General features: G+C 70.9%; 32 protein-coding genes. 15 read left to right on the top strand and 17 right to left on the bottom strand.

What is annotated here, in order from left to right; translation table 11 throughout:
- Positions 1-106: 106 nt before the first annotated feature.
- Together purE and B4V04_RS08345 are read right to left on the bottom strand one after the other, a co-directional pair.
- On the bottom strand, positions 107-724 hold the full coding sequence (purE, locus tag B4V04_RS08350; RefSeq protein WP_498230759.1) for a 5-(carboxyamino)imidazole ribonucleotide mutase: 618 nt from the start codon (positions 722-724) through the stop codon (positions 107-109).
- Positions 725-805: 81 nt separating this feature from the next.
- Positions 806-2,017, bottom strand: coding sequence for a 5-(carboxyamino)imidazole ribonucleotide synthase (locus B4V04_RS08345; protein WP_498230757.1), 1,212 nt, complete (start codon positions 2,015-2,017; stop codon positions 806-808).
- Between the two features lie 131 nt (positions 2,018-2,148).
- Here B4V04_RS08345 and B4V04_RS08340 point away from each other — a divergent pair, with 131 nt between their 5' ends.
- Positions 2,149-2,373, top strand: a complete 225-nt coding sequence (locus B4V04_RS08340; RefSeq protein ID WP_498230756.1) for a hypothetical protein — start codon at positions 2,149-2,151, stop codon at positions 2,371-2,373.
- 38 nt (positions 2,374-2,411) lie between these two features.
- Here the strand turns inward: B4V04_RS08340 and B4V04_RS08335 are convergent, their stop codons facing one another.
- The 4 genes from B4V04_RS08335 to aglJ all read right to left on the bottom strand — a co-directional run bounded on the left by B4V04_RS08335 (position 2,412) and on the right by aglJ (position 6,702).
- Positions 2,412-3,146, bottom strand: coding sequence for a profilin-fold protein (locus tag B4V04_RS08335; RefSeq protein ID WP_498230754.1), 735 nt, complete (start codon positions 3,144-3,146; stop codon positions 2,412-2,414).
- Positions 3,147-3,235: 89 nt separating this feature from the next.
- Complete coding sequence (locus B4V04_RS08330; protein ID WP_498230753.1) at positions 3,236-4,381, bottom strand: FtsZ/tubulin family protein; 1,146 nt, start codon at positions 4,379-4,381, stop codon at positions 3,236-3,238.
- A 106-nt stretch (positions 4,382-4,487) separates the two neighbouring features.
- Positions 4,488-5,612, bottom strand: coding sequence for an AI-2E family transporter (locus B4V04_RS08325; RefSeq protein WP_498230751.1), 1,125 nt, complete (start codon positions 5,610-5,612; stop codon positions 4,488-4,490).
- 79 nt (positions 5,613-5,691) lie between these two features.
- Positions 5,692-6,702 carry an S-layer glycoprotein N-glycosyltransferase AglJ gene (gene aglJ, locus B4V04_RS08320; RefSeq protein ID WP_498230749.1) on the bottom strand — a complete coding sequence of 337 codons (1,011 nt, stop codon included), beginning with the start codon at positions 6,700-6,702 and terminating at the stop codon, positions 5,692-5,694.
- Positions 6,703-6,861: 159 nt separating this feature from the next.
- On the opposite strand from aglJ, the gene B4V04_RS08315 reads away from it, so the two are divergent.
- Positions 6,862-7,242 (top strand): DUF7522 family protein, encoded by a 381-nt coding sequence (locus B4V04_RS08315; RefSeq protein ID WP_498230748.1) that lies wholly within the window; start codon positions 6,862-6,864, stop codon positions 7,240-7,242.
- A 54-nt stretch (positions 7,243-7,296) separates the two neighbouring features.
- Here the strand turns inward: B4V04_RS08315 and B4V04_RS08310 are convergent, their stop codons facing one another.
- Positions 7,297-7,656: a response regulator gene (locus B4V04_RS08310; RefSeq protein WP_498230747.1), complete on the bottom strand. Its 360-nt coding sequence runs from the start codon at positions 7,654-7,656 to the stop codon at positions 7,297-7,299.
- Positions 7,657-7,814: 158 nt separating this feature from the next.
- Between B4V04_RS08310 and B4V04_RS08305 the strand changes: the two genes are divergently transcribed.
- From B4V04_RS08305 to B4V04_RS08275, 7 genes are all read left to right on the top strand, one after another.
- Complete coding sequence (locus tag B4V04_RS08305) at positions 7,815-8,846, top strand: PhoU domain-containing protein (RefSeq protein ID WP_498230745.1); 1,032 nt, start codon at positions 7,815-7,817, stop codon at positions 8,844-8,846.
- A gap of 69 nt (positions 8,847-8,915) precedes the next feature.
- The gene (locus B4V04_RS08300) at positions 8,916-9,098 is read left to right on the top strand and encodes a DUF7525 family protein (RefSeq protein WP_144799419.1); all 183 of its coding nucleotides are present in this window, start codon (positions 8,916-8,918) and stop codon (positions 9,096-9,098) included.
- Positions 9,099-9,150: 52 nt separating this feature from the next.
- On the top strand, positions 9,151-9,378 hold the full coding sequence (locus tag B4V04_RS08295; RefSeq protein ID WP_144799420.1) for a DUF7123 family protein: 228 nt from the start codon (positions 9,151-9,153) through the stop codon (positions 9,376-9,378).
- A 113-nt stretch (positions 9,379-9,491) separates the two neighbouring features.
- Positions 9,492-9,920 (top strand): SRPBCC family protein, encoded by a 429-nt coding sequence (locus tag B4V04_RS08290; RefSeq protein WP_498230743.1) that lies wholly within the window; start codon positions 9,492-9,494, stop codon positions 9,918-9,920.
- The gene (locus tag B4V04_RS08285; RefSeq protein WP_498230742.1) at positions 9,917-10,723 is read left to right on the top strand and encodes a carbon-nitrogen family hydrolase; all 807 of its coding nucleotides are present in this window, start codon (positions 9,917-9,919) and stop codon (positions 10,721-10,723) included. Before B4V04_RS08290 ends, B4V04_RS08285 begins: the two co-directional genes overlap by 4 nt.
- 658 nt (positions 10,724-11,381) lie before the next feature.
- Positions 11,382-12,374 carry a presenilin family intramembrane aspartyl protease PSH gene (locus B4V04_RS08280; RefSeq protein ID WP_498230741.1) on the top strand — a complete coding sequence of 331 codons (993 nt, stop codon included), beginning with the start codon at positions 11,382-11,384 and terminating at the stop codon, positions 12,372-12,374.
- An 82-nt stretch (positions 12,375-12,456) separates the two neighbouring features.
- Positions 12,457-12,888 (top strand): VOC family protein, encoded by a 432-nt coding sequence (locus tag B4V04_RS08275; RefSeq protein WP_498230739.1) that lies wholly within the window; start codon positions 12,457-12,459, stop codon positions 12,886-12,888.
- 24 nt (positions 12,889-12,912) lie between these two features.
- On the opposite strand, the gene metG is transcribed toward B4V04_RS08275, so the two are convergent.
- The 10 genes from metG to B4V04_RS08225 all read right to left on the bottom strand — a co-directional run bounded on the left by metG (position 12,913) and on the right by B4V04_RS08225 (position 22,767).
- The gene (metG, locus tag B4V04_RS08270) at positions 12,913-15,063 is read right to left on the bottom strand and encodes a methionine--tRNA ligase (RefSeq protein ID WP_498230737.1); all 2,151 of its coding nucleotides are present in this window, start codon (positions 15,061-15,063) and stop codon (positions 12,913-12,915) included.
- A gap of 154 nt (positions 15,064-15,217) precedes the next feature.
- Positions 15,218-15,670 carry a pyridoxamine 5'-phosphate oxidase family protein gene (locus B4V04_RS08265; protein ID WP_498230736.1) on the bottom strand — a complete coding sequence of 151 codons (453 nt, stop codon included), beginning with the start codon at positions 15,668-15,670 and terminating at the stop codon, positions 15,218-15,220.
- Between the two features lie 76 nt (positions 15,671-15,746).
- Entirely contained in the window at positions 15,747-16,661 is a 915-nt protein-coding gene (locus B4V04_RS08260; RefSeq protein ID WP_498230734.1) for a thiamine-phosphate synthase family protein, read from the bottom strand.
- Complete coding sequence (gene dcd / locus B4V04_RS08255; RefSeq protein ID WP_498230732.1) at positions 16,658-17,305, bottom strand: dCTP deaminase; 648 nt, start codon at positions 17,303-17,305, stop codon at positions 16,658-16,660. The genes B4V04_RS08260 and dcd overlap by 4 nt, the downstream gene beginning before the upstream one ends.
- A gap of 107 nt (positions 17,306-17,412) precedes the next feature.
- Positions 17,413-18,159 (bottom strand): Yip1 family protein, encoded by a 747-nt coding sequence (locus B4V04_RS08250; protein WP_498230731.1) that lies wholly within the window; start codon positions 18,157-18,159, stop codon positions 17,413-17,415.
- 88 nt (positions 18,160-18,247) lie between these two features.
- Complete coding sequence (locus tag B4V04_RS08245; RefSeq protein WP_498230730.1) at positions 18,248-18,916, bottom strand: NfeD family protein; 669 nt, start codon at positions 18,914-18,916, stop codon at positions 18,248-18,250.
- A gap of 117 nt (positions 18,917-19,033) precedes the next feature.
- Positions 19,034-19,279 (bottom strand): DUF7312 domain-containing protein, encoded by a 246-nt coding sequence (locus tag B4V04_RS08240; RefSeq protein ID WP_498230728.1) that lies wholly within the window; start codon positions 19,277-19,279, stop codon positions 19,034-19,036.
- Between the two features lie 87 nt (positions 19,280-19,366).
- A complete protein-coding gene (gene pyk, locus B4V04_RS08235) occupies positions 19,367-21,124 on the bottom strand; it encodes a pyruvate kinase (protein WP_498230727.1) in 1,758 nt (585 codons plus the stop codon).
- A gap of 124 nt (positions 21,125-21,248) precedes the next feature.
- The gene (locus B4V04_RS08230) at positions 21,249-21,737 is read right to left on the bottom strand and encodes a metal-dependent hydrolase (RefSeq protein WP_498230725.1); all 489 of its coding nucleotides are present in this window, start codon (positions 21,735-21,737) and stop codon (positions 21,249-21,251) included.
- 94 nt (positions 21,738-21,831) lie between these two features.
- A complete protein-coding gene (locus B4V04_RS08225) occupies positions 21,832-22,767 on the bottom strand; it encodes a sulfide-dependent adenosine diphosphate thiazole synthase (RefSeq protein ID WP_498230724.1) in 936 nt (311 codons plus the stop codon).
- Positions 22,768-22,905: 138 nt separating this feature from the next.
- Here B4V04_RS08225 and B4V04_RS08220 point away from each other — a divergent pair, with 138 nt between their 5' ends.
- The 6 genes from B4V04_RS08220 (at position 22,906) to B4V04_RS08195 (ending at position 24,726) form a co-directional block, all read left to right on the top strand.
- The gene (locus B4V04_RS08220) at positions 22,906-23,172 is read left to right on the top strand and encodes an eL43 family ribosomal protein (RefSeq protein WP_086220860.1); all 267 of its coding nucleotides are present in this window, start codon (positions 22,906-22,908) and stop codon (positions 23,170-23,172) included.
- A 3-nt stretch (positions 23,173-23,175) separates the two neighbouring features.
- Entirely contained in the window at positions 23,176-23,310 is a 135-nt protein-coding gene (locus B4V04_RS08215; RefSeq protein ID WP_004049526.1) for a DNA-directed RNA polymerase subunit P, read from the top strand.
- A 20-nt stretch (positions 23,311-23,330) separates the two neighbouring features.
- A complete protein-coding gene (locus tag B4V04_RS08210) occupies positions 23,331-23,582 on the top strand; it encodes a KEOPS complex subunit Pcc1 (protein ID WP_498230722.1) in 252 nt (83 codons plus the stop codon).
- Positions 23,583-23,749: 167 nt separating this feature from the next.
- Positions 23,750-24,136, top strand: coding sequence for a prefoldin subunit beta (locus B4V04_RS08205; protein WP_498230848.1), 387 nt, complete (start codon positions 23,750-23,752; stop codon positions 24,134-24,136).
- A 7-nt stretch (positions 24,137-24,143) separates the two neighbouring features.
- Positions 24,144-24,386, top strand: a complete 243-nt coding sequence (locus B4V04_RS08200; protein WP_498230720.1) for a DUF3194 domain-containing protein — start codon at positions 24,144-24,146, stop codon at positions 24,384-24,386.
- A gap of 142 nt (positions 24,387-24,528) precedes the next feature.
- On the top strand, positions 24,529-24,726 hold the full coding sequence (locus B4V04_RS08195) for an HVO_0649 family zinc finger protein (protein WP_498230719.1): 198 nt from the start codon (positions 24,529-24,531) through the stop codon (positions 24,724-24,726).
- The last annotated feature ends 23 nt before the right edge of the window (positions 24,727-24,749 follow it).

Here is a 24,749-nt window from a genome sequence, read left to right as displayed (position 1 = left end):
CGAGGAGGCCCCAGACGACCGCGAGAGCGCCGAACGGACGGACCGGCGCGTTTCGATTCCGCGGCCGAACGAGTCGGGCGGGCTCGTCGAATGATCGGGGCGCGCGTTACTCCCCGTCCCGTGCGCGGAACCCGTCGATACCGAGGTCGTGGAGGTCGGCGGAGACGTCGGCGACGCCGCCCTTGAGGTCCTCGTGGTACGCGATCAGCCGCTCCTCGATCGCGTCGTGCTCGCGCGCGAGCACCTGCGCGGCCGAGAGGCCGGCGTTGAACGACTTCCCGGCGTCGACCGCGACGATCGGGGCGCCGGTGGGCATCCCGATCACGGAATCCACCGACTTCTCCTGTACCGGGACCCCGATCACGGGGATCGGGTACGCGATCGACGCCGTCATGTTCGGGAGGTCGGCGGATTTCCCGCCCGCGCCGGCGATCACGACGTCGAGCCCGCGGTCGGCGGCGGTCTCCCCGTACGCGTACATCAGTTCGGGGGTGCGGTGCGCGGAGACGACGTAGCTCTCGTAGGTGAACCGGGCGTCCGGCGCCTCGGCGAAGTCGGTCTGCTCCGCGAAGCCGAGCTCGTCGAGCGCGTCGTACGCGCCCTCCATGACGGGGAGGTCCGAGTCCGAGCCCATGACGATCCCGACGTCGGGGGTGGTCTCCGGGTCGGCGTCGGCCGCCGCTTCCGCTTCGAGCCGGTCGATGAGGTCCTGCACCGTTGGCATAGACGGTGGTTCGGCGGAGGCCGGTAAGGAAGTGCCGGATGCGGCGCGGTCGGCTCGGGGGCCGTCAGTCGCTCCGGACCGTCAGTCGCTCCGGAACGTCGTCGCGTCGCGGAGTTCCCGAGCCCGCGAGAGCAGGGCGTCGCGGTCGGCGTCTCCGGGAGCGTCCGCATCGTCGGCTGCCGCATCGTCGGCTGCCGCCTCGTCGCCTCCGCCGGTCACCGTCAAGTGCCCCATCTTCCGGAGCGGGCGCACGTCGTCTTTCCCGTACCAGTGGAGGTCGGCGTCGGGCGCCGCGAGGATCTCGTCGACGCCGCGGAGCGTCGCCGGCCCGGTCTCGTCTACGTCGCCCAGGACGTTCGCGGTGACCGCGGGCGCGACGAGGTCGGTCGGGCCGAGCGGCCATCCGAGCACCGCGCGGACGTGGTTCTCGAACTGCGACGTCCGCGCGCCCTCGATCGTCCAGTGACCGGAGTTGTGGGGGCGCGGCGCGATCTCGTTGACGAGGACCGACCCCTCCTTCGTCTCGAACAGCTCGATCCCGTAGACGCCGCGGCCGTCGAGGAACTCGAGCACGTCGCCGGCGACCGACTCCGCCTCGGCGACGACCGCGTCGTCGGCCCGGGCGGGAGCGACGCTCTCGCGGAGGATCTCCTCGCGGTGGATCGTCTCCGTGACGGGGTAGGTGCGCGTCTCGCCGTCGGCGCCTTTCAGGCCCATCACGGCGATCTCGCACTCGAAGTCGAGGAGCTCCTCGGCCATCGCGTTCCCGCCGACCTCGTCGAGCGCGTCGGCCGCGTCCGCGGGGTCCTCCACGGGGACGTTCCCGCGGCCGTCGTAGCCGCCCTCGCGCGCCTTCAGCATGACGCCGCCGAACTCCTCGACGACGCGTTCGAGCCCGTCGGCGGTCGCGACCGCGACGAACTCCGGAACGGGGATCCCCGCGTCAGCGAGCGCCTCCTTCTGCACCAGCTTGTCCTGGATCGTCCGGAGGGTGGCGGGGTCGGGCTGGACGGGTACGTCGTGCTCCGCGCTCGCCTCGGCCAGCAGGTCCGGGTCGGCCAGCTCGATCTCGAAGGTGAGCGCGTCGACGCGGCTCGCCAGCTCGTGGACCGCGTCGGGGTCGTCGAAGTCGCCGACGATCTGGTCGCTGACGACGGGGGCGGCCGGGCAGTCCGGCGTCGGGTCGAGCACGACGACCTCGACGCCGAGCCGCGCGACCGCCTCGCCCATCATCCGACCGAGCTGTCCCCCGCCGACGACGCCGAGCGTCGGTCCCGGCAGAGTGATCGACATACGCGGTCGCTACCCGACGTTACTGCATAAATATTCCCACATCGAAGCGAGAAATACGCACGAACATGGACACCATCGAGCGACGGCGGCGGCCACGAACCGTTTTCCGTCCGGGGGTGCTCCCCGTTGGCGTGACCTCGATACCGGGACTTTACGACCGGGTCGACGGGTGGGCGCGCGGCCTCTCTCGCGGACGGTACGCGGCCCTGTTGGGGGGCTCTGCGGGCGTCGGCGTGCTCGCCGTCGGGCTCGTCCTGAGCGGGGACCTCCTCCTCGTCCGCGCCCTCACGATGGCGCTCGTCATGTTCGGCCTGGAGTACACGTTCGGTGCCTTCAGCGGATCGGGAGGCGAGTGAGAAAGAGGCGAGCGAGGGGACGCCGAGCGGGGGGCTCCTCAGAGTTCGACCGTCGCCAGGTCGCTCTCCAGTTCCCCCACGAACTCGTTGTACGCGTCGACGAACCCCCTGAAGGAGTCGGCGTACTCGCGAACGTCGGCCGCGGAGGGCGCCTCGTACTGCGAGAGGAGGTAGAGGCCGCCGGAGCCGCCGACGCGGAGGTACGAGACCGTCCCCTCGTCCCACTTCAGCTCCCAGCGGTCGCCGTCGACGCGGGCGGTGTACGTCCCGTAGTCGTCGCCCTCGTAGCGATGGATCTCACCGGCGATGACGGTGCAAGTCTGACGGATCGCGTCCAGCACGCGGTCGCGCTCGGCGACGACCCCGTCGGTCGACGCCGGATCCGGGAACTCGGCGCTCACCCCGTCGAGGACGCCCGACAGCGACGCGACGTACTCGTTCCAGGCGGCGACGAGGTTCGCGTAGTCGTCGAGGGCGGCCGCGAGGTCGGTCGGGTCCGGCGGCTGTTTCGTCGAGACGACGTACACGTCGGAGCCCGACTTCGGCGAGAACAGCAGGAACTCCAGCTCCCCGGCCTCGTGTTTGACGGTCCACGTCCCGCCCGGCGTCGACAGCTCCCGTCGGCCGTAGTCGCCGCCCTGGAGCTTCGCGAGCTGGTAGGCGATCGTTCCGGCGTGGTCGCGGACCGCGGCGACGACCTCGTCGCGGCGATCGGCGACCGCGTCCGCGTCGCGCACGTCGAGGTCGAGCCCGAGGTCGGCGTGGGTGGTCACGGCCGATCTGGGCGCCACAAGGGGTTAATCGGTTCGGGTTCGGGGTCGGGATCCGACCCTCGCCCCGAGGTCCGGGCCCCGACCGGGAGTCACGCGATCGACTCCCGGATCTCCCGGACTCGCGCCGGCTCGTCGATTCCCGAGCGCAACACGACGGCGAAGACGGCCTCGCCGTCCGGCTCCGGCGCGTCGCCGCTCAGTATCGCGTCCGACCCGGTCTCCTCGGCGAGCCACCGCCGCCCGTCGGCGATCGCCTGCCGGTTGAGCCACGCCGGCGGTCCGCCGACGACGAGCAGCGTCCGGTCCGCGCGCCCCTCGAGGACCTCGATCGTCGACTTCCCGCGGGCCGCCTTCCGGATCGTCGTCTCGATCGCCGACACCGCTTCGCCGGTGTCGACCTCCGCGGGCTCGCTCGAGCCGAAGAGCCCCAGCCCGAACCGCGACCCCGATTCCGGCGGGTCGACGGCCTGCGTCGCGTGACCGATCGCGGCGATCTCCCCGTCGTCGCCGACCGCGCGGGCGACGTCGCTCGCGTCGAGCACCTGCTGCGGGGTCGACTCAGCCTCGCCGGACTCGCCGGCGCCGAACAGCGCCGCGATCCGCTCGACGACGACACCGTTCAGCCGCTCCCGGGCGTCGGCGAGGCTCTCGCCCGGGCGGAGCCACGCGTCGTTGTCGAACGGGAACAGGGCTGCGCAGCGGTCGGAGAGGGCGTCGAGCGTCCGGGCGGCGTTCTTCTCCGCGAGCGGGCGCCGGGGCGCGCGGTCCTCGGGTTCGGTCGCGCTCCCGCGGACGGGGTCGACCTCGCTCGCCGCCGACTCCGCCGGCGTCGGGAGCAGCCCGACGGCGTACACCGGGACGTCGTAGAGGCGCGACAGCTCCCCGGCGAGCGCCGGCGCGGCCCCGGCCCCCGCGCCGCCGCCGAGGCCGACGACGAGCAGGAACGCCTCCGCGGCCGACGGGCTCTCGTCGTCCATGACGCGGCCGAGCTCGCTCGCGTGGGCGTCGCCGAGCCGCCGGGCGGCGTGGAGGTCCCCGTCGAGTCCGCTCCCGTCGGCCGCGTCGCCGAAGCGGTAGCGCCGCGACTCGTCGAGCGACCGCAGGGCGTCGAGGGCCGCCGCGTCCGTGTCGAACGCGTTGAGTCCGTGAAGGAACCGGTCGCCGCCGTGGTCGGCCGCGAGCCGGTCGGCGATCCGGCCACCGGCGCCGCCGAGACCGATGACGTGAAGGCGCATACGTCACTCCGGTCGGCGAGCGGGGGCTTATCTCTTCGGCTCGGTGGCGGGGCCATCTCCGTCGAATGGCGGAGCGCGGGAGCCCGCGCGTCCGCGACTCCGGCGGTCAGAACTCGTCGAGCCGCCGCTGTCCGCGGGGGACCGGCGCGGGGCCCCTCTCCGCCCCCGTTTCGTCCGGATCGCGGCCGAGTAACCGGATCAGCGCCGTGTCCGCGAAGGTGAGCGCCAGCACCAGCACGATCGGCGCGAGGAACAGCCCGTGGAAGCCGAAGACGACGGGACCGAAGATGTACGCGAGCATGAGCAGGCCGACGTGGGTCGTCTTCCCGCTGAAGTACGGCCGGAGCAGGAGGTCGGGAATCGTGTCGACGACGACCGCGGCGACGACGAGGAAGCCGACGACGTAGGCGAGCAGCGCGAAGTCGTCGCCGAGCAACGTCGGCACGGAGGTCACCGCCGCCAGCGGGACGTACACGATCTTCATTCCGATCACCGGAATCAGGCTCGCGATTCCGGTGAGCGCGCCCGCGAGCGCCGGATACGGGACCTCGACGGGCGCGGGTGCGACCACGTTGTAGGCGGTGTAGGTGACGATCGCGATGATGGAGATGGCGATGACGTTGAGCAGGTTTCCGTACAGGACCGCCTCCAACTCGGCGTCGGCGGTCTCGAGGTACTCGCGGACCACCCCGTCGCCGTCGTCGAACGTGAGCAGCCACTCGCGGAGCTTCGAGCCGTCGAGCAACAGGTAGTACGTGACGATGACGGCGATCAGGAGGTTGAGCGCGAGCCCGGAGAGCGCGCTCGCGAGCAGCGCCGCCTGCTCGGAGGCGAACTCGATGAGGGGGTCGAGCTGTCCGGAGCGGTAGGCGGCGACGAGCCCGTCGAGGGTCGGGTCCGAGAGCTCGGACAGGTCCCTGACCCACGAGCCCTCGGCGCCGACCGTCTCGACCACGGGGTACCGCCCGATGAAGCGGCGCGCCTCGATCAGCAACAGCAGCATGGTGTATCCCAGGAGACCGACCAGCGGCACGCCGAGGAGCGACATGGCGACGACGGCTCGGACGCGGGCGGGGAGCCGGAACCGGTCGAGCCGGTGGAAGAGCCGTCGCGTCGAGTAGTAGAGGAACACGGCGACCGTGAGGGGGGCGATGAACTGGTAAGTGACGAGTCCGACGACGAGCGCGACGGCGAGTCCGAAAAGGGCGATGACGACCCGCTTCCCGTCCATGACCGATGGTTTCCGCGTGCCGACATAAACTATGTGCCTGCGGTTCGGACGGTCGACCGTCAGTCGTCGGCATCGACGGTCAGTCGTCGGCGGCGTCGATCGACGGGTCGCCCGCGTTGACGTCGGCCGACCGGTCGCCCTCGCTCTCGTCGCTCCGCCCGTCGAGCCCCCGGTCTTCGATCGCCTGCTCGAGCCGCGCCACCTGTTCGCGGTGCAGCGAGAGAATCATGTCGGCCAGCACCCCGAAGATCAGCAGTTGGATCCCGAGGATCGTCGCGCCGACGGCGCCGATGGCGATCACCTCGTGGCTCACGCGGAACGCGAGCCACTCGTAGAGAACGTACGCGGTCATGAGCGCGCCCGCCGCCGTCGACACCGCACCGATACTGCCGAAGTAGAACAGGGGGTTGTTCGTCTTCGCCTTGCGGTACAGCTCGAGGAATATCACGCCGCCGTCGCGGATCGGGTGGAGGTTGGTCGCGGAGCCGCCGGGGCGCTCGCGGTAGGTGATCGAGACGACCGCGACCGAGACCTCGTTTTTGACGCACTCGACCGCCATCTCGGTCTCGATCCCGAACCCGTCGGCGGTGAGGTGGAGCCGGAGGAACGACTCCCGGGTGAACGCCCGGTAGCCGGAGAGGATGTCCCGGTAGCCCTCGCCGTGGATCGCGCGGAAGGCGAGGTTGATGACCCGGTTTCCGATCCGGTTCAGGCGGGTCATCGCCCCCGGTCGCATGTCGGCGAACCGGTTCCCGATGACGTGGTCGGCCTCGCCGGCGAACAGCGGTTCGAGCATCGCGTCGACGTCGTCGGCGTCGTACGTCGCGTCGGCGTCGGCCATCACGACGTACGTCGCGTCGACGTGGTCGCGCACCGCCTCGCGGACGGCCTGTCCCTTCCCGCGGCCCGACTGCTCGACGACGCGCGCGCCGGCCTCTTGGGCGGCCGCCCGCGTCCCGTCGGTGGAGCCGCCGTCGATCACGAGGACCTCCTCGGTCCCGACGTCGCGGAAGGCCTCGACGACGCGCGCGACCGTCTCGACTTCGTCCATCGTGGGCAGCAGGACGCAGACGTCGTCGTAGTCGCTCATGGCGGGTCGACGACGGGGCGGTCCCTAAACTCTGCCCTTCCGACGCGAGCGTTGTCGACGGCGGCGCCGCTCCGGACGCCTCTCGAGGCGGCCGTCGCTCGCACCGACGGGCCTGCGGACACCCATACGCTCATGTATGAGACGATCGATCGTGGTAGCATGGCACATGTTCCGGACTCCAACGCCGAGGAGCTTCTCAGCGCGGCGCGAACCGCGACCGGCGACGAGCTTCGCAGCCTGACCTACTTCACCGACGACGAAGTCGAACAGCTGTACCTCCGCAGCGACCTGAGCCGGACGGCCGACCTCGTCGGGTTCGCGGAGAGCGAGCGACACGGGTTCCACGCGCAGTCGCTGTACGCGAACACCCAACTCGGCGACTACCAGTTCACCGTGCGGGTGTTCGAGAACGGGTACCTCACGCGCGTGATCGCCAACGGCCACGGGGTGTGGGTGACGACCGACTCGATGGAGATGGACCGCTTCGAGGAGCTGGCGAGCGCGCTCGCGTCGCTCCTCCGGTCGTTCGATCCGCCGTGACCGGGTCAGTTCGATCCGCCGCGACCGGAGCGGACCGACCCGGACCCCCGTCGCTCAGCCGAGGTGACTCTCCAGCTCCGGGACCAGCTCGTCGGGATCGACCGGCTTGGTGACGTAGCCGTCGGCGCCGGCCTTCACCGCCTCCATCATCTTCTCTCGCTGGTCGACGCTCGTGCACATCACGACCGCGGCGTCCGGCCACCGATCCTTGATCGCCCGCGTCGCCTCGATCCCGGTCATCTCCGGCATGACGACGTCCATCGACACGGCGTCGGGCTCGTGCGCCTCGAACAGCTCCACGGCCTCTGCCCCGTTCTTCGCCTCCCCGACGACGTCGAACGACCCCTCCAGCGCGTCCCGGACCACGGTCCGCTGGAACGAGGAGTCGTCGACGACGAGCACCCGCTCGGTCATGGCTCGCTATCGGCAACTGAACGACATAAGCGCGCGGATCATCCGGCGCCCGACCCGGAATGATGCGTCCGATCCGCGTAACAAGCCCTTGTATATTCGATCAAGCGTATAATGAACATAGGAACAACGTTAAGGTGCATCCCGGGATATCTCCTCGCATGGAAACGCGGAAGGTCCAACGGCTGGGTCCGTCGACGCTGGCGATGACCCTCCCCGCCGAATGGGCACAGGAACACGGCGTCAACAAGGGCGACGAGGTGTCGCTCCGGATGGGCGGCAAGGGAACGCTCACCGTCCTCCCCGAGTCGGTGAGCACGGAGGAGTCGGAGGCGGTCATCAACGCCGACGGGCTCGACGCGCGGTCGCTGGAGCGGGCCATCGTCGCGCAGTACGTGCTCGGCCGGCGCGTGATCCACGTCCGGAGCGAGGGCACGCTCGACAGCGAGCACATCAACGCCGTCTACAAGGCCGAGACGCAGCTGATGGGGCTCGGCGTCATCGAGGAGACGCCGGAGGACATCTCCATCCGCTGCTCGGTCGACCCCGAGGACTTCACGCTCGACAACCTGCTCGAGCGGCTGGAGAACACCGGGTCGACGATGCGCGGCGAGGCCGTGAAGGCGCTCGCGCACGGCAACCCCGACCTCGCGCAGCGCGCGCTCAACCGCGAGCGGCAGGCGAACAAGATCTTCGTCCTCCTGCTCCGGCTCATCTTCACGGCGTACCAGAACCCGAACCTCGCCCGCGCGGTCGGCCTAGAGGAGGGGTTCCCCCTCATCGGCTACCGCTCCGTGGCGAAGAACCTGGAGCTCACCGCCGACAACGCGGAGGACATCGCCGACATCGTGATGGAGGCGGACGGCCACACGCTCGACGTCGACAGCGCGACGATGCGCCAGATCCGCGAGTTCACCGATCAGGTCGACGAGCTGACGGCGCTCGCGGTCAGGGCCGTCGTCGAGCGCGACTACGACCTCACCGTCGAGTGTCGCGACCTGTTTGCTCGGTTGGAGGACCGCGAGCAGGAGATCCTCGGCGAGCTGCCGAGCGATCTCGACAACGACACGCTGCTGATGACCCGCGAGGTGCTCGTCAGCCTCCAACACACCGCCGAGTACGCGATGCGGAACGCGGAGATCGCCGCGAACCTCGCGCTCAACGAGGAGTCGGAGCACGTCGAGATCATCTGAGAGCGACAGATATCGCCCCCGCGTCGCGCCCTTCGTATGAACTAAGTAGCCGCCCGCGAAGCGACGGGTATGAGCGAGGGATCTATCGAGTCTGACATGGAGATCGGCGTGGCGCTCGCGTTGGGGGCCGTCGCGCTCGTCGGCACGGCGCTGATGTTCGGGTACCCGTCGCAGCTCGGCCGCGCGTGGGGGTTCGCGGCGGCGTTCGTCTTCGCCCTCTGTGCGGTCGTGGCCGTGCAGCTGTTCGACTGAGCGGCCCGAGAACGAGAAACCGTTAAGGACGTCTGACGCCTACGCTCGCAGCATGAGCGAGTACACCGAGGAGGAGCAGCGGATCCTCGCGTACCTCACGGACAGCGTCACCCGTGGCGAGCGGTACGTCCGCTCGAAGACGATCGCCGACGCCATCGGCCTGACGGCCAAGCAGGTCGGCTCGCGCCTCCCCCGACTCGCCGAGAAGGCCGACGACGTCGACATCGAGAAGTGGGGCCGCTCCCGGTCGACGACGTGGCGCGTGACGCCGCAGGGCTGAGCGGCGGGGCGGCGCGCCTGACGGCCCCCTCGGCCGACGGCGACTCCGCCGGGGTCCGTGACCCGCCTGCCGGACTCGCGTGTTTTTAACCCCCGTGGCACCAACGGAGTGGTATGACCGTCCGAGTCTCCCGGACGTTCGAGTTCGACGCGCCCGCGGAAGACGTGTGGGCGTTCATCTCGGACGCCGAGAAGCGCGCCGGCGCGATCAGCGTGGTCGACACCTTCGACGTCCACGGCGAGGGGCGCGCGACCTGGCACGTCGCGCTCCCGATCCCGATGATCCGGTCGACGATCTCCGTCGAGACCGAGGAGGTCGAGCGCGACCCGCCGAATCGGGTGAAGTTCGTCGGCAGGTCGAAGGCGTTCCGCGTCACCGGCGAACACGCGATCACCGAGACCGACGGCGGCTGTCGGCTCGCCAACGAGTTCGTCGTCGACGGCCGGCTTCCGGGCGTCGAGTCGTTCTTCGAGCGCAACTTCGACAAGGAGCTCGACAACCTCGAGGACGCGCTCCGCGCCTCCCTGGGCCCCACGGCATGAGGGTCGCCTGCGTCCAGCTCGGCGTGGAGGGCGGCGCCGTCGCGGACAACGTCGAGCGCGCGGTCGAGCGGGTCCGGGCGGCCGCCGACGACGGGGCGGACCTCGTCGTCCTCCCGGAGCTGTTCGACGTCGGCTACTTCGCGTTCGACGCCTACGCCCGCGCGGCGGAGAGCCTCGCCGGCGACCGGCTCTCCCGGTTCGCGGCCGTCGCGGCCGACGCCGACGTCAACGTCCTCGCGGGGACCGTCGTCGAGGACCTGGCGGCCTCCGCGGCCGACGGGATCGACGTCCCGGCCGAGGAGGGCCTCGCGAACGCTGCGGTCCTCTTCGACCGCGACGGGGAGCGGCGACTCGTCTACCGGAAGCACCACCTGTTCGGGTACGGCTCCGAGGAGACCGACCGGATGGTCCCCGGCGATCGGGTCCCGGTCGTCGGCCTGGAGGGCGTGCGCGTCGGCGTCACGACGTGTTACGACCTCCGCTTCCCGGAACAGTTCCGCGAGATGGTCGAGGCGGGCGTCGAATGCGTGCTGGTGCCGAGCGCGTGGCCGTACCCGCGCGTGGAACACTGGCGGACGCTCGGTCGCGCGCGGGCGATCGAGAACCTGGCGTACGTCGCCGCCGTCAACGGGAGCGGCGCGTTCGACGGCGACGCGCTCTGCGGGCGGACGACCGTCTACGACCCGTGGGGCACCACGCTCGCGTCCGCGGGCGAGGAGCCGGCCACGGTGACCGCCGAGGTCGACCCGGAGCGAGTGGCGGCGGTGCGCGAGGAGTTCCCCGCGCTGCGGGACCGGCGCTGACCCGCTTCGAGCGCCGGCCCCGACTCCGCGCCTCGGCCCCGATCGCCGAGGTCGGACCGTCTGGTTTATACCGGAGAAGCGATAAGGAGGAGTTGCCGAAGTCCGACGCTTTTCTCGTTGGAGTTCGGCGACGAAACCACGCGCCCGTCCCGACCGCTCGGGCGGCGACGCCGACGACAGCCCGGGGGTCCGCTGTCCGGCTGCCGCCCGCCCGCCTCCCATCCCACCTTCGCCTCTCGCCTTTCCGGTTCCGCGCTGCATCTCGCCCCGCGAAGTCTCCCGCTTTTTACCTCTGTGTCACGCGTCGACCCGTCTCCGAGTCCCCCTTTTGCATCGCGGCTCCGCATCAGTTCGCGTCGAGTATCGGTCGCGATAATTCGAGCGACAGCTTCTTGTTCCGAATCGGGCTGGTCGTAAACGCCGCGGACGAACCCGGCCGGCTCGTCCGGTTTCGGGCGGGCCGGCCGGACGCTCGCTTCCACCGTCCGTCGTCCGTCGGCTCTCGGGTTCGGGTCCGACCCGCTCCCACACCGTACCCGAACCCGTTCTGCGGCGCGCGCTCGACGGTCACGCGGCCCGCGTCCGTGACACCCGATTCCCTCCAGCGACGGGGGCGAAGCGCAAGGACGAAACCCCTCGATCCCGAACCGTCGGTCGAATGTTCCCCCGCGAGTACCGCGGCGTCGCCTTCGTCGTCGGCCTGTTCCTCGTCGTCCAGCTCGGCGCGCTAGCGCTGGTCCCCGAGTTCGCCGAGAGCGGGTATCAGGCGGTCGAGAACCCGGACGACCCGACGAACAGCGTCGTGTACGTCCTCGCAATCTTAGCCATGACGGGGCTGATGCTCGCCGCGTTCAAGTACGACTTCGACGGCGCGATCCGCCTCCTCATCGTCGGCGTCTCGGCGTGGCTCTCCTGGTACGTCTTCTCCGCGCTGGTGTCGCCGCTGGCGGCGGCCGTGCCGGCGGCCGCGGTCGGCGTCGGGCTGCTCGTCTACCCCGAGTGGTACGTGATCGACACGGCCGGGGTGTTGATGGGGGCCGGCGCGGCCGGACTGTTCGGCATCTCGTTCGGCCTGCTCCCCGCGCTGATCCTCCTCGCGTTCCTCGCCGTCTACGACGCGATCTCGGTGTACGGCACCGAGCACATGCTGTCGCTCGCGGAGGGCGTGATGGACCTGAACATCCCGGTGGTGCTCGTGATCCCGCTGTCGCTGTCGTACTCGCTCCTCGGCGCCGACGAGGAGGGGGAGAGAGACCTCGACGGCGACGACGATAACCCCGAGACCACCGACGCCGACGAGGGCGCGGGCGAAGGCGCTGACGTCTCGGACCCCACCCCGATAGAGGAGCGCGACGCGTTCTTCATCGGGCTCGGCGACGCCGTGATCCCGGCCGTGCTGGTCGCGAGCGCGGCGACGTTCTCCCCCGCGGCCGGGCTCGCGGTCCCTCTGATCGGGATCAACCTCCCCGCGCTGCTCGCGATGGTCGGGAGCCTCGCCGGACTGCTCGTGCTGATGAGTTGGGTGATAAAAGGCCGGCCGCACGCCGGGCTCCCCCTGCTGAACGGCGGCGCCATCGGCGGCTACCTGATCGGCTCCGTCGTCGCCGGGGTCCCCATCGCGGACGCGATGGGACTCGCCGGGTTCCTCTGAGCGCCCGCGGTCGGAGCGCGCGAGGCGGTCGGCGCACCCGCCGGTCGACACCGTTTTTCCGTCGGTCGCCGTCGTTCGACCCGTGTCCGATCCGACTCCCCACCACGTCGGCGTCACGGTCGCCGACCTCGACCGCGCCGTCGACTTCTACACCGAGACGTTCGGCCTCGACGTCGCCGCCGAGTTCGCCGTGGGCGGCGAGGCGTTCGCGGACGCCGTCGCCGTCGACGGCGCGGCCGCCGAGTTCGCGCACCTCGTCGCCGACGGGGAAGGCAACGAGACTATGGTCGAGCTGGTCGCGTACGAGCCGGAAGGCGAGCCGACGCCCGAGCCGGAACTGAACCGGCCGGGCGCGGTCCACCTCGGACTCTCCGTCGACGACGTGGCGGAGTTCTACCGTGAGCTCGACGACGGCGTGGAGACGCTCAGCGAGCCCAGAACGACCGAGAGCGGGACCACGATCCTGTTCGTCGTCGACCCCGAGGGGAACCTGATCGAAGTGCTCGACGCGTGAGGTCGGAGAAAATCGAGACCGTTCTTACTTGACTTTCGTGCCCGGGCCGGCGTCCTCGTAGGTGGTGAGGAGGTCGGCCTCGTCGCCGGCGGCGAGCACCATCCCGTTCGACTCCACGCCGAACAGCTCCGCCTTCTCCATGTTGGCGAGCACGACGACCTTCGTCCCGGGGAGGTCGTCGATGTCGTGGAGCCGCTTCAGTCCGGCGACGATCGTCCGGGTCTCCGCGCCGAGGTCGACGCGGAGCCGCAGGAGGTCGTCGGCCCCCTCGATCCCCTCGGCCTCGGCGATCCGGCCGACCCGGATGTCCAGTTCCTGAAAGTCGTCGAAGCTAACGCGGTCGTCGCTGAGGGGTTCGATGTCGGTCATGTCGGTGTCGTCAGTGGTGTCGGTCGCGTCTCCGTCGGTCGATTCGTCCTCGTCGTCCGCTCCGTCCTCGTCGCCCTCGCTCTCGTCGCCGTCGGCCGCCTCCGCCTCGGCGACCCGCGACTCCAGTTTCTCGTTGAGCGCCTCGACGCGCTCGTCTTCGATCTGCTCGAACAGCTCTGTCGGCTCCGCAAGGTCGCCGGCGGGCCCCTCGCGGGCCGCGTCGACGGTGACGTCGTGCACCGACCCGTCCTCGCCGAGCTGGTCCCACAGCCGCTCGCACTTCTCGGGGGCGATGGGCTCGAAGAGGACGGCGATCGCCTTCGCGACCGCGACGCAGTCGTGGATCACCCGCGCGGCCTCGTCGGGCTGCTCGTCGACGAGCTTCCACGGCTCGTTCCGCTGGATGTACTCGTTGCCGAACCGGGCGAGGTCGGTGACGGCGTCGCCGAGCGCGCGCACGGAGTAGTCGTTGACCGCGGCCTCGACGTCGTCGATCGCCTCCTCGATCCGCTCCCCCACCTCGTCGCTCGTCGCGTCCGCGATGGGCGCGTCGTCGTAGTTGCGGTGGGCGAAGAGGAGCGAGCGGTAGAGGAAGTTGCCGACGGTGCCCACAAGCTCGGTGTTGACGCGGTCGCGGAACTTCTCCCACGAGAAGTCGACGTCCTGCTGGAAGCCGCCGTTGGTCGCGAGGTAGTAGCGCAGCGGGTCGGGGTGGAACCCCTCGTCGAGGTACTCGTCGGCCCAGACGGCGCGGTCGCGGCTGGTGGAAAAGCCCTTCCCGCCGAGGGTGACGAAGCCGCTCGCCATCACCGCGCGCGGCTCGGCGTGGCCGGTCGCCTCCAACATCGCGGGCCAGAAGATCGTGTGGTGCTGGATGATGTCGCGGCCGATCACGTGGACGATCTCGCCGCCCTCGGGGTGGGCGTCGCTGGCGCCCTCCTTCCACGCGGCCTCCCAGTCGAAGGCGTCGGCGCCGACTCGCTCGGAGTACTGCTTCGTCGAGGAGATGTACTCGATCGGGGCGTCGACCCAGACGTATAAGACGAGGTCCTGGGGGTTGTCTCCCGGGTAATCGATCCCCCAGTCCATGTCGCGGGTGATACACCAGTCCTGGAGCCCCTGCTCGATCCACTCGCGGGGCTGGTTCCGGGCGTTCGAGGTACCCTCCAGCCGGTCGAGGAAGCCGGAGAGGTACTCCGAGAACTCCGAGACCGCGAAGAACTTGTGGGTGCGCTCGCGGTACTCGGCGGGGTTGCCGGTGATCGTCGACTCGGGGTCCTCGACCTCTCCGGGCTCGAGGTGGCGCTGGCACCCCTCGTCGCACTCGTCGCCGCGGGCGTGCGCGCCGCAGTACGGGCAGGTACCCTCGACGTAGCGGTCCGGGAGGTACTGGTCGTCGACCGGGTCGTACGCGACCATGATCTCCTTCTCGTAGACGTGGCCCGCGTCCTCCAGGTCGCGGACGAGCTCCTGGGTGACCGCGGTGTTCGTCTCGTCGTGGGTGTGGCCGTAGTTGTCGAACTCGACGTTGAACTTCGGGAACGTCGCGGCGTACCGCTCGTGCCAGTCGAGCGCGAAGGCCTCGGGCGAGACGCCCTCCTGCTCCGCGTTGACCGCGACGGGCGTCCCGTGCATGTCGGAGCCGGAGACGAACGCGGTCTCCTGACCGAGTCGTTCGAGCGCGCGGCTGTACACGTCGCCGCCGACGTAGGTGCGCAGGTGGCCGATGTGGAGGTCGCCGTTGGCGTACGGCAGTCCGCAGGTCACCACCGCCGGGTCGTCGGTGGGGAAGTCGTCGTGGCTCATGAGGTGCGTGTATCGAGTTGTCGTGGATACGGGCCTAAAGCCCGCTGATTTTCGGGTGGGATCGAAACGGGTGGATCGCGTCGGCGAGAAGCCGCGCCCGATCGCTCGGACGGGGGTCACACGCGGCCGCTCGGTGACGGTCCCGCGGGGACCCCTAGGGGTCCATCGGTCGTTCGGCGCGACCGGTGAGTCGGTCCGGATCGAGCCGGTAGAACTCGAACTCCACCCGACCCGGCGGCTCGCCGAAGACGTCGACTATCGGTATCTGGTCCGTCCGTTCGAGACCGGCGAGCGACTCCGCGGAGACGGACTCGTCGGTGGTCGACACTAGTCGACCGCTCGCCACCACGCTCTTCCACCGGCCGTCGCGTTCCCCGTAGGTGACGAACGTGGTCCCGCGATCTGTGGGGTTCGCCTTTCCGCTCTCTTCTCCGACGGCGAGCCGGAAGTAAAACACCTCCTCGACCGGGTCGTAACCGTACGACACCGGGACCGAGTGCGGGGGGTCGTCGCCGGCCCTCGACAGGGAGAGGACCCCAGTTCCCGACCGCCCGAGGAACTCGTCGCGCTCGTCGTCGTCCATTCGAACCGCATCGGGGGCGCTCATACGCGATCTTGGACGGGCACGGTAATGAAGACCGGCCACGGACCGAGGCGGGGGCGGAACGCGTCGTCCGTCGCGCCTACACGATCTCGCGGACGACCGCGGCCGCCTCCGACGCCGTCGGGGCGAGCACGTAGACGATCGGTTCGACGCCGACGGCGCCGGTCTGGTAGAGGACGAGCGTCGCCGACTCGTCGCCCGCCGGGAGGTCGGCCGCGGCGACCGCGGCGGCGACGGCCTCGCGGGTCGGGCGATCGGCGTCGAACTCGACGGTCGGATGCGAGTCGGCGAGCGCCGCGACGGTGTCTGGGTCGTACCGGACGTTCACGGCGCCGCGGGCGGTCGACCCCGCCTCGCGGGCCGCGAGCAGCACCGTCGCGACGTGCTCGCTCACGCCGAACTCGGGCTCGCCGGGGACCATGGCACGCCCCTTCACGTCGACGAGGCGACCGGGGACCGCGGCGACGTCGTCGATCGTCCGGGCGTCGTCGAGGCACTCGGCGACGTTGGCGCCGACGTTCGGGATGAGCGCGGCGAAGCCCGAGGCGTTCGTCAGGGTGCGGAGCCCGCGCCGCACCGAGCCGAGGACGCGCTCGCGCTCGCGGAGCCCGCTGTCCGGGTCGTGGACCGAGAACTCCACGTCGGCCTCGGCGAGCGCCGGCATCGCCTCCTCGTGGAGCTCCGCGAGGAGGTCCCCCTCCTCCAACCGCCGGATCAGCACCTCAATCTCGACGAGCGCGCCGACGGGGCTCAGGTCGCCGGCGGCGAGCCCCTCGCCCACCCGATCGACCAGGTCGCGGACGCGCTCGTCGGCGACGATCCGGTCGTGGCGCGCCACGTCGCCGTGGGCGTACTTCGAGACCGCGGACTGGGAGATCCCGAGGGCGTCGGCGACCTCCCGCTGCGTGAAGCCGCGGTCGCGGAGGTCCTCCGCGAGCATCGAGCGGACCGTGGGGAGGAACTCGTCGACGACGACCTCCTCGATGAACTTCACGGGCGGTCCCCCGCGGTTCCGTCGTCGCCCTCGGCGGCGTCCGGCGGCGTCTCCGCCTCGCCGTCGCCCTCGAACTCCGGGTCGTCGCCGATCCGGGAGGCCTGCGGGCCGTCCTGGTCCTGATACTTCGAGCCGCGCTCCGCGCCGTACGGGCGGTCGGCGGGCGACTTCAGCTCCGTGAACGTGAGCTGGGAGACGCGCATCCCCGGGGAGAGCGCGACGGGCGCGGTACCGAGGTTCGACAGCTCGAGCGTGATCTGGCCCTGGTACCCCGGGTCGCAGAGGCCGGCGGTGGCGTGGACGACGATCGCGAGCCGTCCGAGCGACGAGCGCCCCTCGACGTGCGCGACGAGATCGTCCGGGATCTCCACGCGCTCGGTCGTCGTTCCGAGCACGAAGTCGCCCGGGTGGAGGATGAACTCGTCTCCCTCGTCGACGGTGGTCTCCGTGACGTACTCGCCGACCTCGTCGGCCTCGGTCGGGTGGATACAGGGGATGTTGGTGCGCTGGAACTCCAGGAAGCGCTCGCCGAGCCGCAGGTCGACGCTCGCGGGCTGGACCTGCTGGTCGACGTCGCCGAGCGGCTCGACCACGAGGTCCCCCGCCGCGAGCCGGTCGAGGATGTCCGCGTCCGACAGGATCATGTCGGGAGACGGAGCCCGCTCGGCTTAAAAACTCCCGAATGCGTCGCCGCGGGGGACGGAGAGCTCGCGGGAGCGGCGCGGGCGTCGCCGATCGCGCGGCCCCCGCTTCACACCACCGCGAGGAGGAACGCGAGGGCGGCGAACGCGCCGGCGACCGTCCCCGCGGTCCCGCGGTCGAGGTCGTGGGCCGCTTCCAATCCCCCGACAACGATCACCCACTGGACCGCGATCACGAGCGCCGAGGCGGCGAGCAGGGTCGCCTCCATCGTCCCGATCGCGGCGACGATCTCGTTCGCGATCGCCTCGATCGTCGCGCCGTCGACCGTCGTCGCCGAGAGCGCGTACCGGATCGCGGCGAGCCCAGCGGCCAGCCGGAGGATCTCGGGAAGGATCGCCCACGCCGCGATCACGAACGAGTCGCCCACTGAGCCGCTCCCGCCGGCGAGGCGCGCGCCGCCGTGGAGGACGAGCGCGAAGATCCCCCACCAGATCGGCACCCCGAACAGGGCGTACGCGACGTAGTCGCCGGTCGCGCTCCGGAGCTCCTCGCCGACGTCGACCTCGATCCGCTTCGGTCGATCGCATCGCTCGCCGATCAGCGAGTCGTCGTCTCCCCACGTCTCGCAGGTCGCCTCCGGCGGCCGGTCGGGGTTGTCGACGGTGACCTCGCTGTCGATCGTCGCGTCGAAGGCCGCGCCGAGCGCGAGGATACCCGCGACCGTCGAGACGGTGACGAGCAGGACGAGGCCGACCGCGACCGCGCCGGACCGCGGGCGGACCGTCTCGAAGTGGGCGCGGGAGCGGTCGAGGAGCGAACCGACGGCTCGGGAGAGGGGGGCGATCGGGGAGGGCATGGCAGGGATATCCGCGAGACCGTACAAGTGTCTTGTCCGTCCGGGCCTCGGTTGACCAGACCGGACCGCGGCCGACCCCCGAACGCGGTCACTCGCGTTCGGTCTCGGTCTCCGCGTCGGCCTCGGCTTCCGCTTCCTCGGCGTCCTCCCCGCGCTCGTCGGTCTCCGCGGCCTCAGCGGCCTCCGCGGCCTCCTTCCGAGCGCGGTCCGCCGCGAGCTCCCTGTCGATGTCGTCCTCGACGTACCCCATCGACTCCACGGTGACGACGTTGCCGCCGCCGGGGTCGACGACCATCACCTCCTCGCCCTCCTCGATCTCCCCCTCGATCGAGCGCGCGGAGTAGTAGGGGTTGAAGCCGCCGCCGGAGAGCTTCACCTCGCCGCCGGACGGGGTCACCGGTTCGGTGACGATGCCGGTCTTCCCCTTCAGCGAGTCGCTGTCGCTGGTCTGTCGCTGGCCCTTCCCGCCGTAGAGGTCGAACTCGTGGTAGCCGTAGAAGGCGGCCGCGCCGACGACGAGCGTCAGCAGCGCCATGACCAGCGCGAGGCCCGCGCCGGCGAAGCCGAGCGACGTCAGCAGGAGGCCGCCGAGCCCCGCGCCGATCAGCGCGATGCCGACGACGATGAAGTTCGCGCCCGGCGCGAGCGCCTCCGCCATCGAGAGCAGCAGGCCGGCCGTCAACAGCAGGAGGGGGAGCGTGTCCGGGTCGATCAGCCCGGACTGGAGGAGCGGTCCGAGTCCCGAGAGCAGATCCATGTCCGGACGTACGGCCGCGTCGGTATAAGTGGTGGTACGAGCGCCGGACCGTCGACGGAGAACGCGCCGGGCCGTCCGCGGCGAAAGCGCCGGGACGCGCGCCGGCGACGAGAGTTCTCAGAACCCGAACAGGAGCACGCCGACCGTGATCGCGACCCCGAGAGCGACGAGGGCGGCGTTCTCGAGGTCGATCGACTCGGGCTCTATCGGCTCCTCTTCGGGGGTGCCGGTGTCCTCCGTGATCCCGTCCGGCCCGACGTCGTCGACGGCGAACCGCCACTGGCGCTCGTCGCCGCCGTCGGCGTCCCGGGTCTCGTTCGCCCGGCTCCGCGTGTCGCCGTCGGCGTCCTCGTCGCTGGGCATACCCGCGGGTAGACGCGTCGGCGGTAAATGGCTGACGGGCGGAGGGACGAGGCGACCGCGGGGAACGCGCGAGCGCCGGGGGCGGGGCTACCGCTCGCGCGCCGCCGCGATCACGTCGCCGTCGTACACGATACCGCGCTCGCCGTCGAGCGTGACAACGCTCCCGTCGGCGACGCGCTCGGGGAGCGTCGCGCCGGAGACCATCGGGACGCCGAGCTCGCGGGCGACGACCGCGGGGTAGCCGGTCATCCCCTCGCGGGCGTCGATGATCCCGGCGACCGCGTCGAGGTCGCCCGAGAACTCGTCCTCGAAGGCGGGACCGAGCGCGACGATCGACCCCTCGGGGATCTCGTCCAGATCGCCGTCGGCGGTCCGGTAGACGGGCGCTGCGACGCGGCCCGCGACGGCCGCCTTCCCGGTCACCAGCGTCTCGGCCGCGACGTGGACCTTCAGCGTGTTGGTCGTGTTCGTCCCCTCGAACTCCGTCAGCATGCCGGAGAGCACGACGAGCGTGTCGCCGGAGGAGGCGCCGCCGGTGTCGAGCGCGGCGTCGACCGCGTTGTCGAGGATCGCCTCCATGTCGCGGGCGTACTCCGTCAGGACGGGGCGGACCCCCCACGAGAGCGCGAGCTGTCGCCGGACCCGGTCGTCCGGAGTCGTCGCGACCACGGGGACGCCCGGTCGGAACATCGCGGTCTTGCGGGCGGTGAAGCCGGACTCCGACACCGCGACCACGGTGGAGGCGCCGATGTCGCGGGCGAGGTAGCGCGCCGAGCGCGCCAGCGCCTCGGTCCGGGAGCCCTCCGCGGCGGCCGGGACGCGCTGCTCGCGCGTCTCGGCGTACTCGTCGCTGGACTCGACCTCGCGGACGATCCGGTCCATCGTCTCCACGACGTTGACGGGGTCGTCGCCGATGGCGGTCTCTCCGGACAGCATCACCGCGTCGGTGCCGTCGAGGACCGCGTTGGCGACGTCGGAGGCCTCCGCGCGGGTCGGCCGCCGCGAGTGGACCATCGAGTCGAGCATCTCCGTCGCGGTGATGACGGGGACGCCCGCGTTGACGCATGTGCGGATGATCCGCTTTTGAATGACTGGGACGTCCTCCAGCGGGCACTCCACGCCGAGGTCGCCGCGCGCGACCATCACGCCGTCCGCGGCGTCGACGATGCCGTCGAGGTTCTCGACCGCGCCGGCCCGCTCGATCTTCGCGACGACGGGGATGTCGTCGCCGCCGCGCTGCTCTAACTCGTCGGCGATACGGTAGACGTCGTCGGCGTTGCGCACGAACGACGCCGCGACGAAGTCGGCGTTCGTCCGGACGGCCAGGTCGAGCTCGGCCTCGTCCTCGGGCGTGATCAGGTCGACGTCGATGGCGACGCCCGGGAGGTTGACGCCCTTCCGCGAGCTGAGCTTCCCGCCGGAGACGACCGTGGCGACGACCGACTCGCCGTCGACCCGCTCGACGCGGCACTCGATCCGGCCGTCGTCGAGGAGGACCGTGTCGCCCGGGCCCGCGGCCGCGATGGAGTGGGTGAGCCCCACGCGTTCGGTAGTGGCGTCGTCGCCCTCCGCGAACGTCACCTCGGAGCCCGTCGCGAGCTGGATCGGCTCGTCGAGCTCCGCGGTGCGGACCTCCGGGCCCTTCAGGTCGACCATCACCGCGAGCGGGTCGTCGATCGCGTCGTCGACCGCGCGGGCCCGCTCGATGACCTTCTCGCGGTGGGCCGTCGTCCCGTGGCTGGCGTTCAGCCGGACGACGGACATCCCCGCGTCGGCGAGGGCGCGGATCGCGTCCCGGTCGTCCGACGCGGGACCGATCGTGCAGACGATCTTGGCGTTGCGCATACCGCCGGCTTCGGCGCACGGCCGCAAAAAGGCACACGGTTGAGTCGGGAGCGAGTGAACGTTCGTGACGTTCGCCGGGGCCGAGTCGAACGATTCGGCGACGCCTGCGCGTTCGCGGGCGCGCTCAGGGCGTGAGCCCGATCGACAGCGCGAGCGCGGCGACGCCGAGCCCGAGGAACAGCCGGTTCGCGCGCGGGTTCGCCGCCGGCGTCAGGTCGAGCGTGACGTGCCACGCCGAGAGGGGGCGAAACGGCCGGATCCCCATGGGCGTGATCGCGTCGCCGGCGACGTGCGAACCGACCGAGAGGGTCGCGACGCCGCCGACGAAGACCGGGGTCAGCGGCGGGAGGGTGGTCCCTGCCGGCGTGCCCGCGGGGAGCGCGATCCCGGCCGCGAGGGCCGCGACCGCGCCCGCCGCGACCGCGAACGCGACCGTGTGCGTCGGCCCGCGGTGCGCGACCGGCAGCCACTCGTCGGCGTCGGGGAGCGTCGCGAACGCGACGGCGACCACCGCGCCGAGGGTCGCAAGCCCCGGCTCGCCGGCGACGCGGACCGCCCCCGCGACCGGCGCGTACGCGAGCAGCGCGATGCCGACGTGGCCCCGCCAGTACATGGGCGACGCTCGGGAGATACGGATAATAAAGCCGTCGGGGGAGGAACCGTCACGGAGAGGCGGCGGCTCGCGCGCAGGCCGCGCGGTCAGCGCCTCAGTCGTCGGCCGGCGCCGGCGCGTCGCCCGCGGAGAGCCGGACCTCGGGGCCGTCGACCTCCAGCTCGTCGAGGGCGGCCTGCGCGGCCCGCTTCCCGGAGACGAGCATCGCGCCGAACGTCGGGCCCATCCGCGGGAGGCCGTGGGCGGTCGCGACCGCCATCCCGGACGCGATCAGCCCGTCGTGGACGACGCCGGTGTGCTCGACGACCCGGTCCTCGCTCTCGCCGACCCACATCGAGTCGTGGCCGGGCGAGTCGTGGCCCGGGGCGCCGTACTCGCCGTCGCCGGTCTGGTCCATCCCGGTGTTGTGCTCCTTCGCGTGCTCGATGCCGGGCGCCGAGAGGACGCCGCGCTCGTCGAGCTTGCTGATCGCGACCGCGTCGTGGCCCGTCGCGTCGATCACGAGGTCGGACTCGACCGCGATCGGGTCGACGCAGGTGATCTCGCGCGGGAGCGCGTGAACCGGCGTCCAGTTCATCACGATCCCGCCGACGCGGTGGTCCTCGCGGACGACGAGGTCGGTGAACTCCGTCATGTTCTGGACGCGAGCGCCGGCGTCGCAGGCGGCCTTGATCAGCCCGGAGCAGGCCTCGGGACCGGCCGCCGTGTAGAGGCCGTCGACGTCCTCGACCGGCTCGTAGTCGACGTCGAGGTCGTCGAGGATCTCCTGGGCGGGGTCCCGGACCGTGACGGTGTTCATCAGGAACCCGCCGAGCCAGAAGCCGCCGCCGAGGTAGTTGTTCTTCTCGACGATCATCACCTTCACGCCGCGTTCCGCGAGCTCCTTGGCCGCCATCAGCCCGGACGGACCGCCGCCGAGGATGATGACCTCGGAGTCGGTGAACTCGAGGAACCCGTCGGTCCACTCCTCGCCGATCGCCTTCGTCACGTCGGTCTCGCTCACGTCGCTGAAGCCGTCGAATCCGTGCATACAACTTAGTGATATTACTCAGTTGTGAAAGGCGTTGCGGTCGGCGGCAAGCCCGTCTTGCCGACGGGCGCCGGCGGCCCCTCGTGACGCCCCCGACTCGTAGCCTTTTTACCCGCGCTGGCGGTAGACGGACTCACTATGGCTGAGGACAAGGCACGAAGCACCGGTAGTGCGGGCCGATTCGGCGCCCGTTACGGCCGGGTCTCCCGCAAGCGGGTCCAGGACATCGAAGAGGAGATGCGCAACGCGACCGTCGACGGCGACGACGTCACGCGCAAGGGCACCGGCATCTGGGTGAACGAGGAGACCGGCGAGACGTTCACGGGCGGGGCGTACCGGCCCGAGACGCCCGGCGGCCGCACCGTCCGCCGCTCCATCCGCGCCGCGCTCGCCGACGAGGAATAGGGAATGAGCTACAAGTGCTCCCGCTGTAAGCGCGACGTCACCCTCGACGAGTACGGCGGCGTGCGCTGCCCGTACTGCGGCCACCGCGTCCTCCTGAAGGAGCGCGGCGGCGACGTGAAGGAAGTCAACGTCGAGTAACCGCCCGGGCCGATCCGACCGTGACGGCGTCCCGCGCACACGAGACGGTCCTCTCGTTCGCCTACCCGTCCGAGCGACGCGCACGGCTCGTCGCCGACGCGCTCGCGCCGGAGGTCGGCGAGATCGACGACGCGCGCTCGGCCGCGACCGTCTCCCGCGACGGCGACGCGGTCCGAGTCCGGGTCGCCGCGGACGACCTCGTCGCCCTCCGCGCCGGGGTCAACAGCTGGTCCCGGCTCGTCGAGGTCGCGGAGCGAGTCGGGAGCCGGTGAGGTCGCGGAGCGATCCGAAGCCGAACTCGACCGCGGGTAACGTCGATCCGGTTCGATCATCCGACGGAATCAATCCGCTCGCGGCTCCTCGCGCCATTTCAGGCCGACAGGCTAGAAGACGGGGGTTTTTCCGTCCGGACCGCCTCGCTTCGCCCATGCAAGGGAACATGCCGCCCGAGGCACAGGAGAAGATCGAGGAGCTTCAGGAACTGCAGGAGACCGCACAGCAGGTCGCCGAGCAGAAGGAGCAGGCGCAGACCGCGCTCAACGAGTCGAAGACGGCGCTCGACGCCCTCGAAGACGTCGACGAGGACGCCGGGATGTACCGCGAGATCGGCGAGGTCCTCGTCGAGACGGACTACGAGTCCGCCTACGACGACCTCGAGAACAAGGTCGACTCGCTCGAGGTCCGCGTCGAGCAGCTCCAGAAGCAGGAAGAGCGCGTCGAAGAGCAGTTCGACGACCTGCAGGGCGAGCTCCAGCAGATGCTCCAGGGCGGCGCCGGCGGCGGCGGTCCGATGGGCCCGGGCGGTCCGGGCGCGGGCGGCGCGTAAGCGAGCGATGAGCGACGAGCCGACGGACGACGAAGTGGTCCGCACCGCGGCCGAGGCCGCGGAGGGCGTCGTCTTCGCCCACTACGACCAGTCGGCGGTGACCGACCTCGACGTCACGGTGACGTTCGAGGAGGGCGTACTCGACGTGGACGTCTACCTGAACGCCCCGGAAGACCCCGACCCCGACGCGGTCGCCCGCGAGGCGGCCGAGACCGCCGGCGCGGCGGTCGACGAGCTGTTCGCGGAGTAGGTGGCCGTTTTCCCCGTTTTTTGATGAATCTAGCGACGGCGACGTCCGTGCCCCTCTCACCGCGAAGGGACGTCCCGGCCGAACGGTTCGCACAGAATCCTCACCGATAGCTATTAATCGCTTCCGTGTGTACTGTTACCGCATGTCATCGAGCTACGGCGGCAGGTCGGCGTTCGAGCGACTTCGCGAGCGGCTCGACGAGCGCCCCCACGCCTGCGAGGAGTGCGGATTCGTCGACGACGAAGGCGGGTGGGAGGCGGTCACGACGGGCGCGACCGTCGAGTACCGACGGGAGTGCCCGAGCTGCGGGACCGATCACGTCCGGCGGTACCGGCTCTGAGGCGGGAGGGAAGGCCCCGCCGC

Source organism: Halorubrum sp. B52 (assembly GCF_059752555.1).
This window is presented reverse-complemented; position numbering and strand designations above follow the sequence as displayed.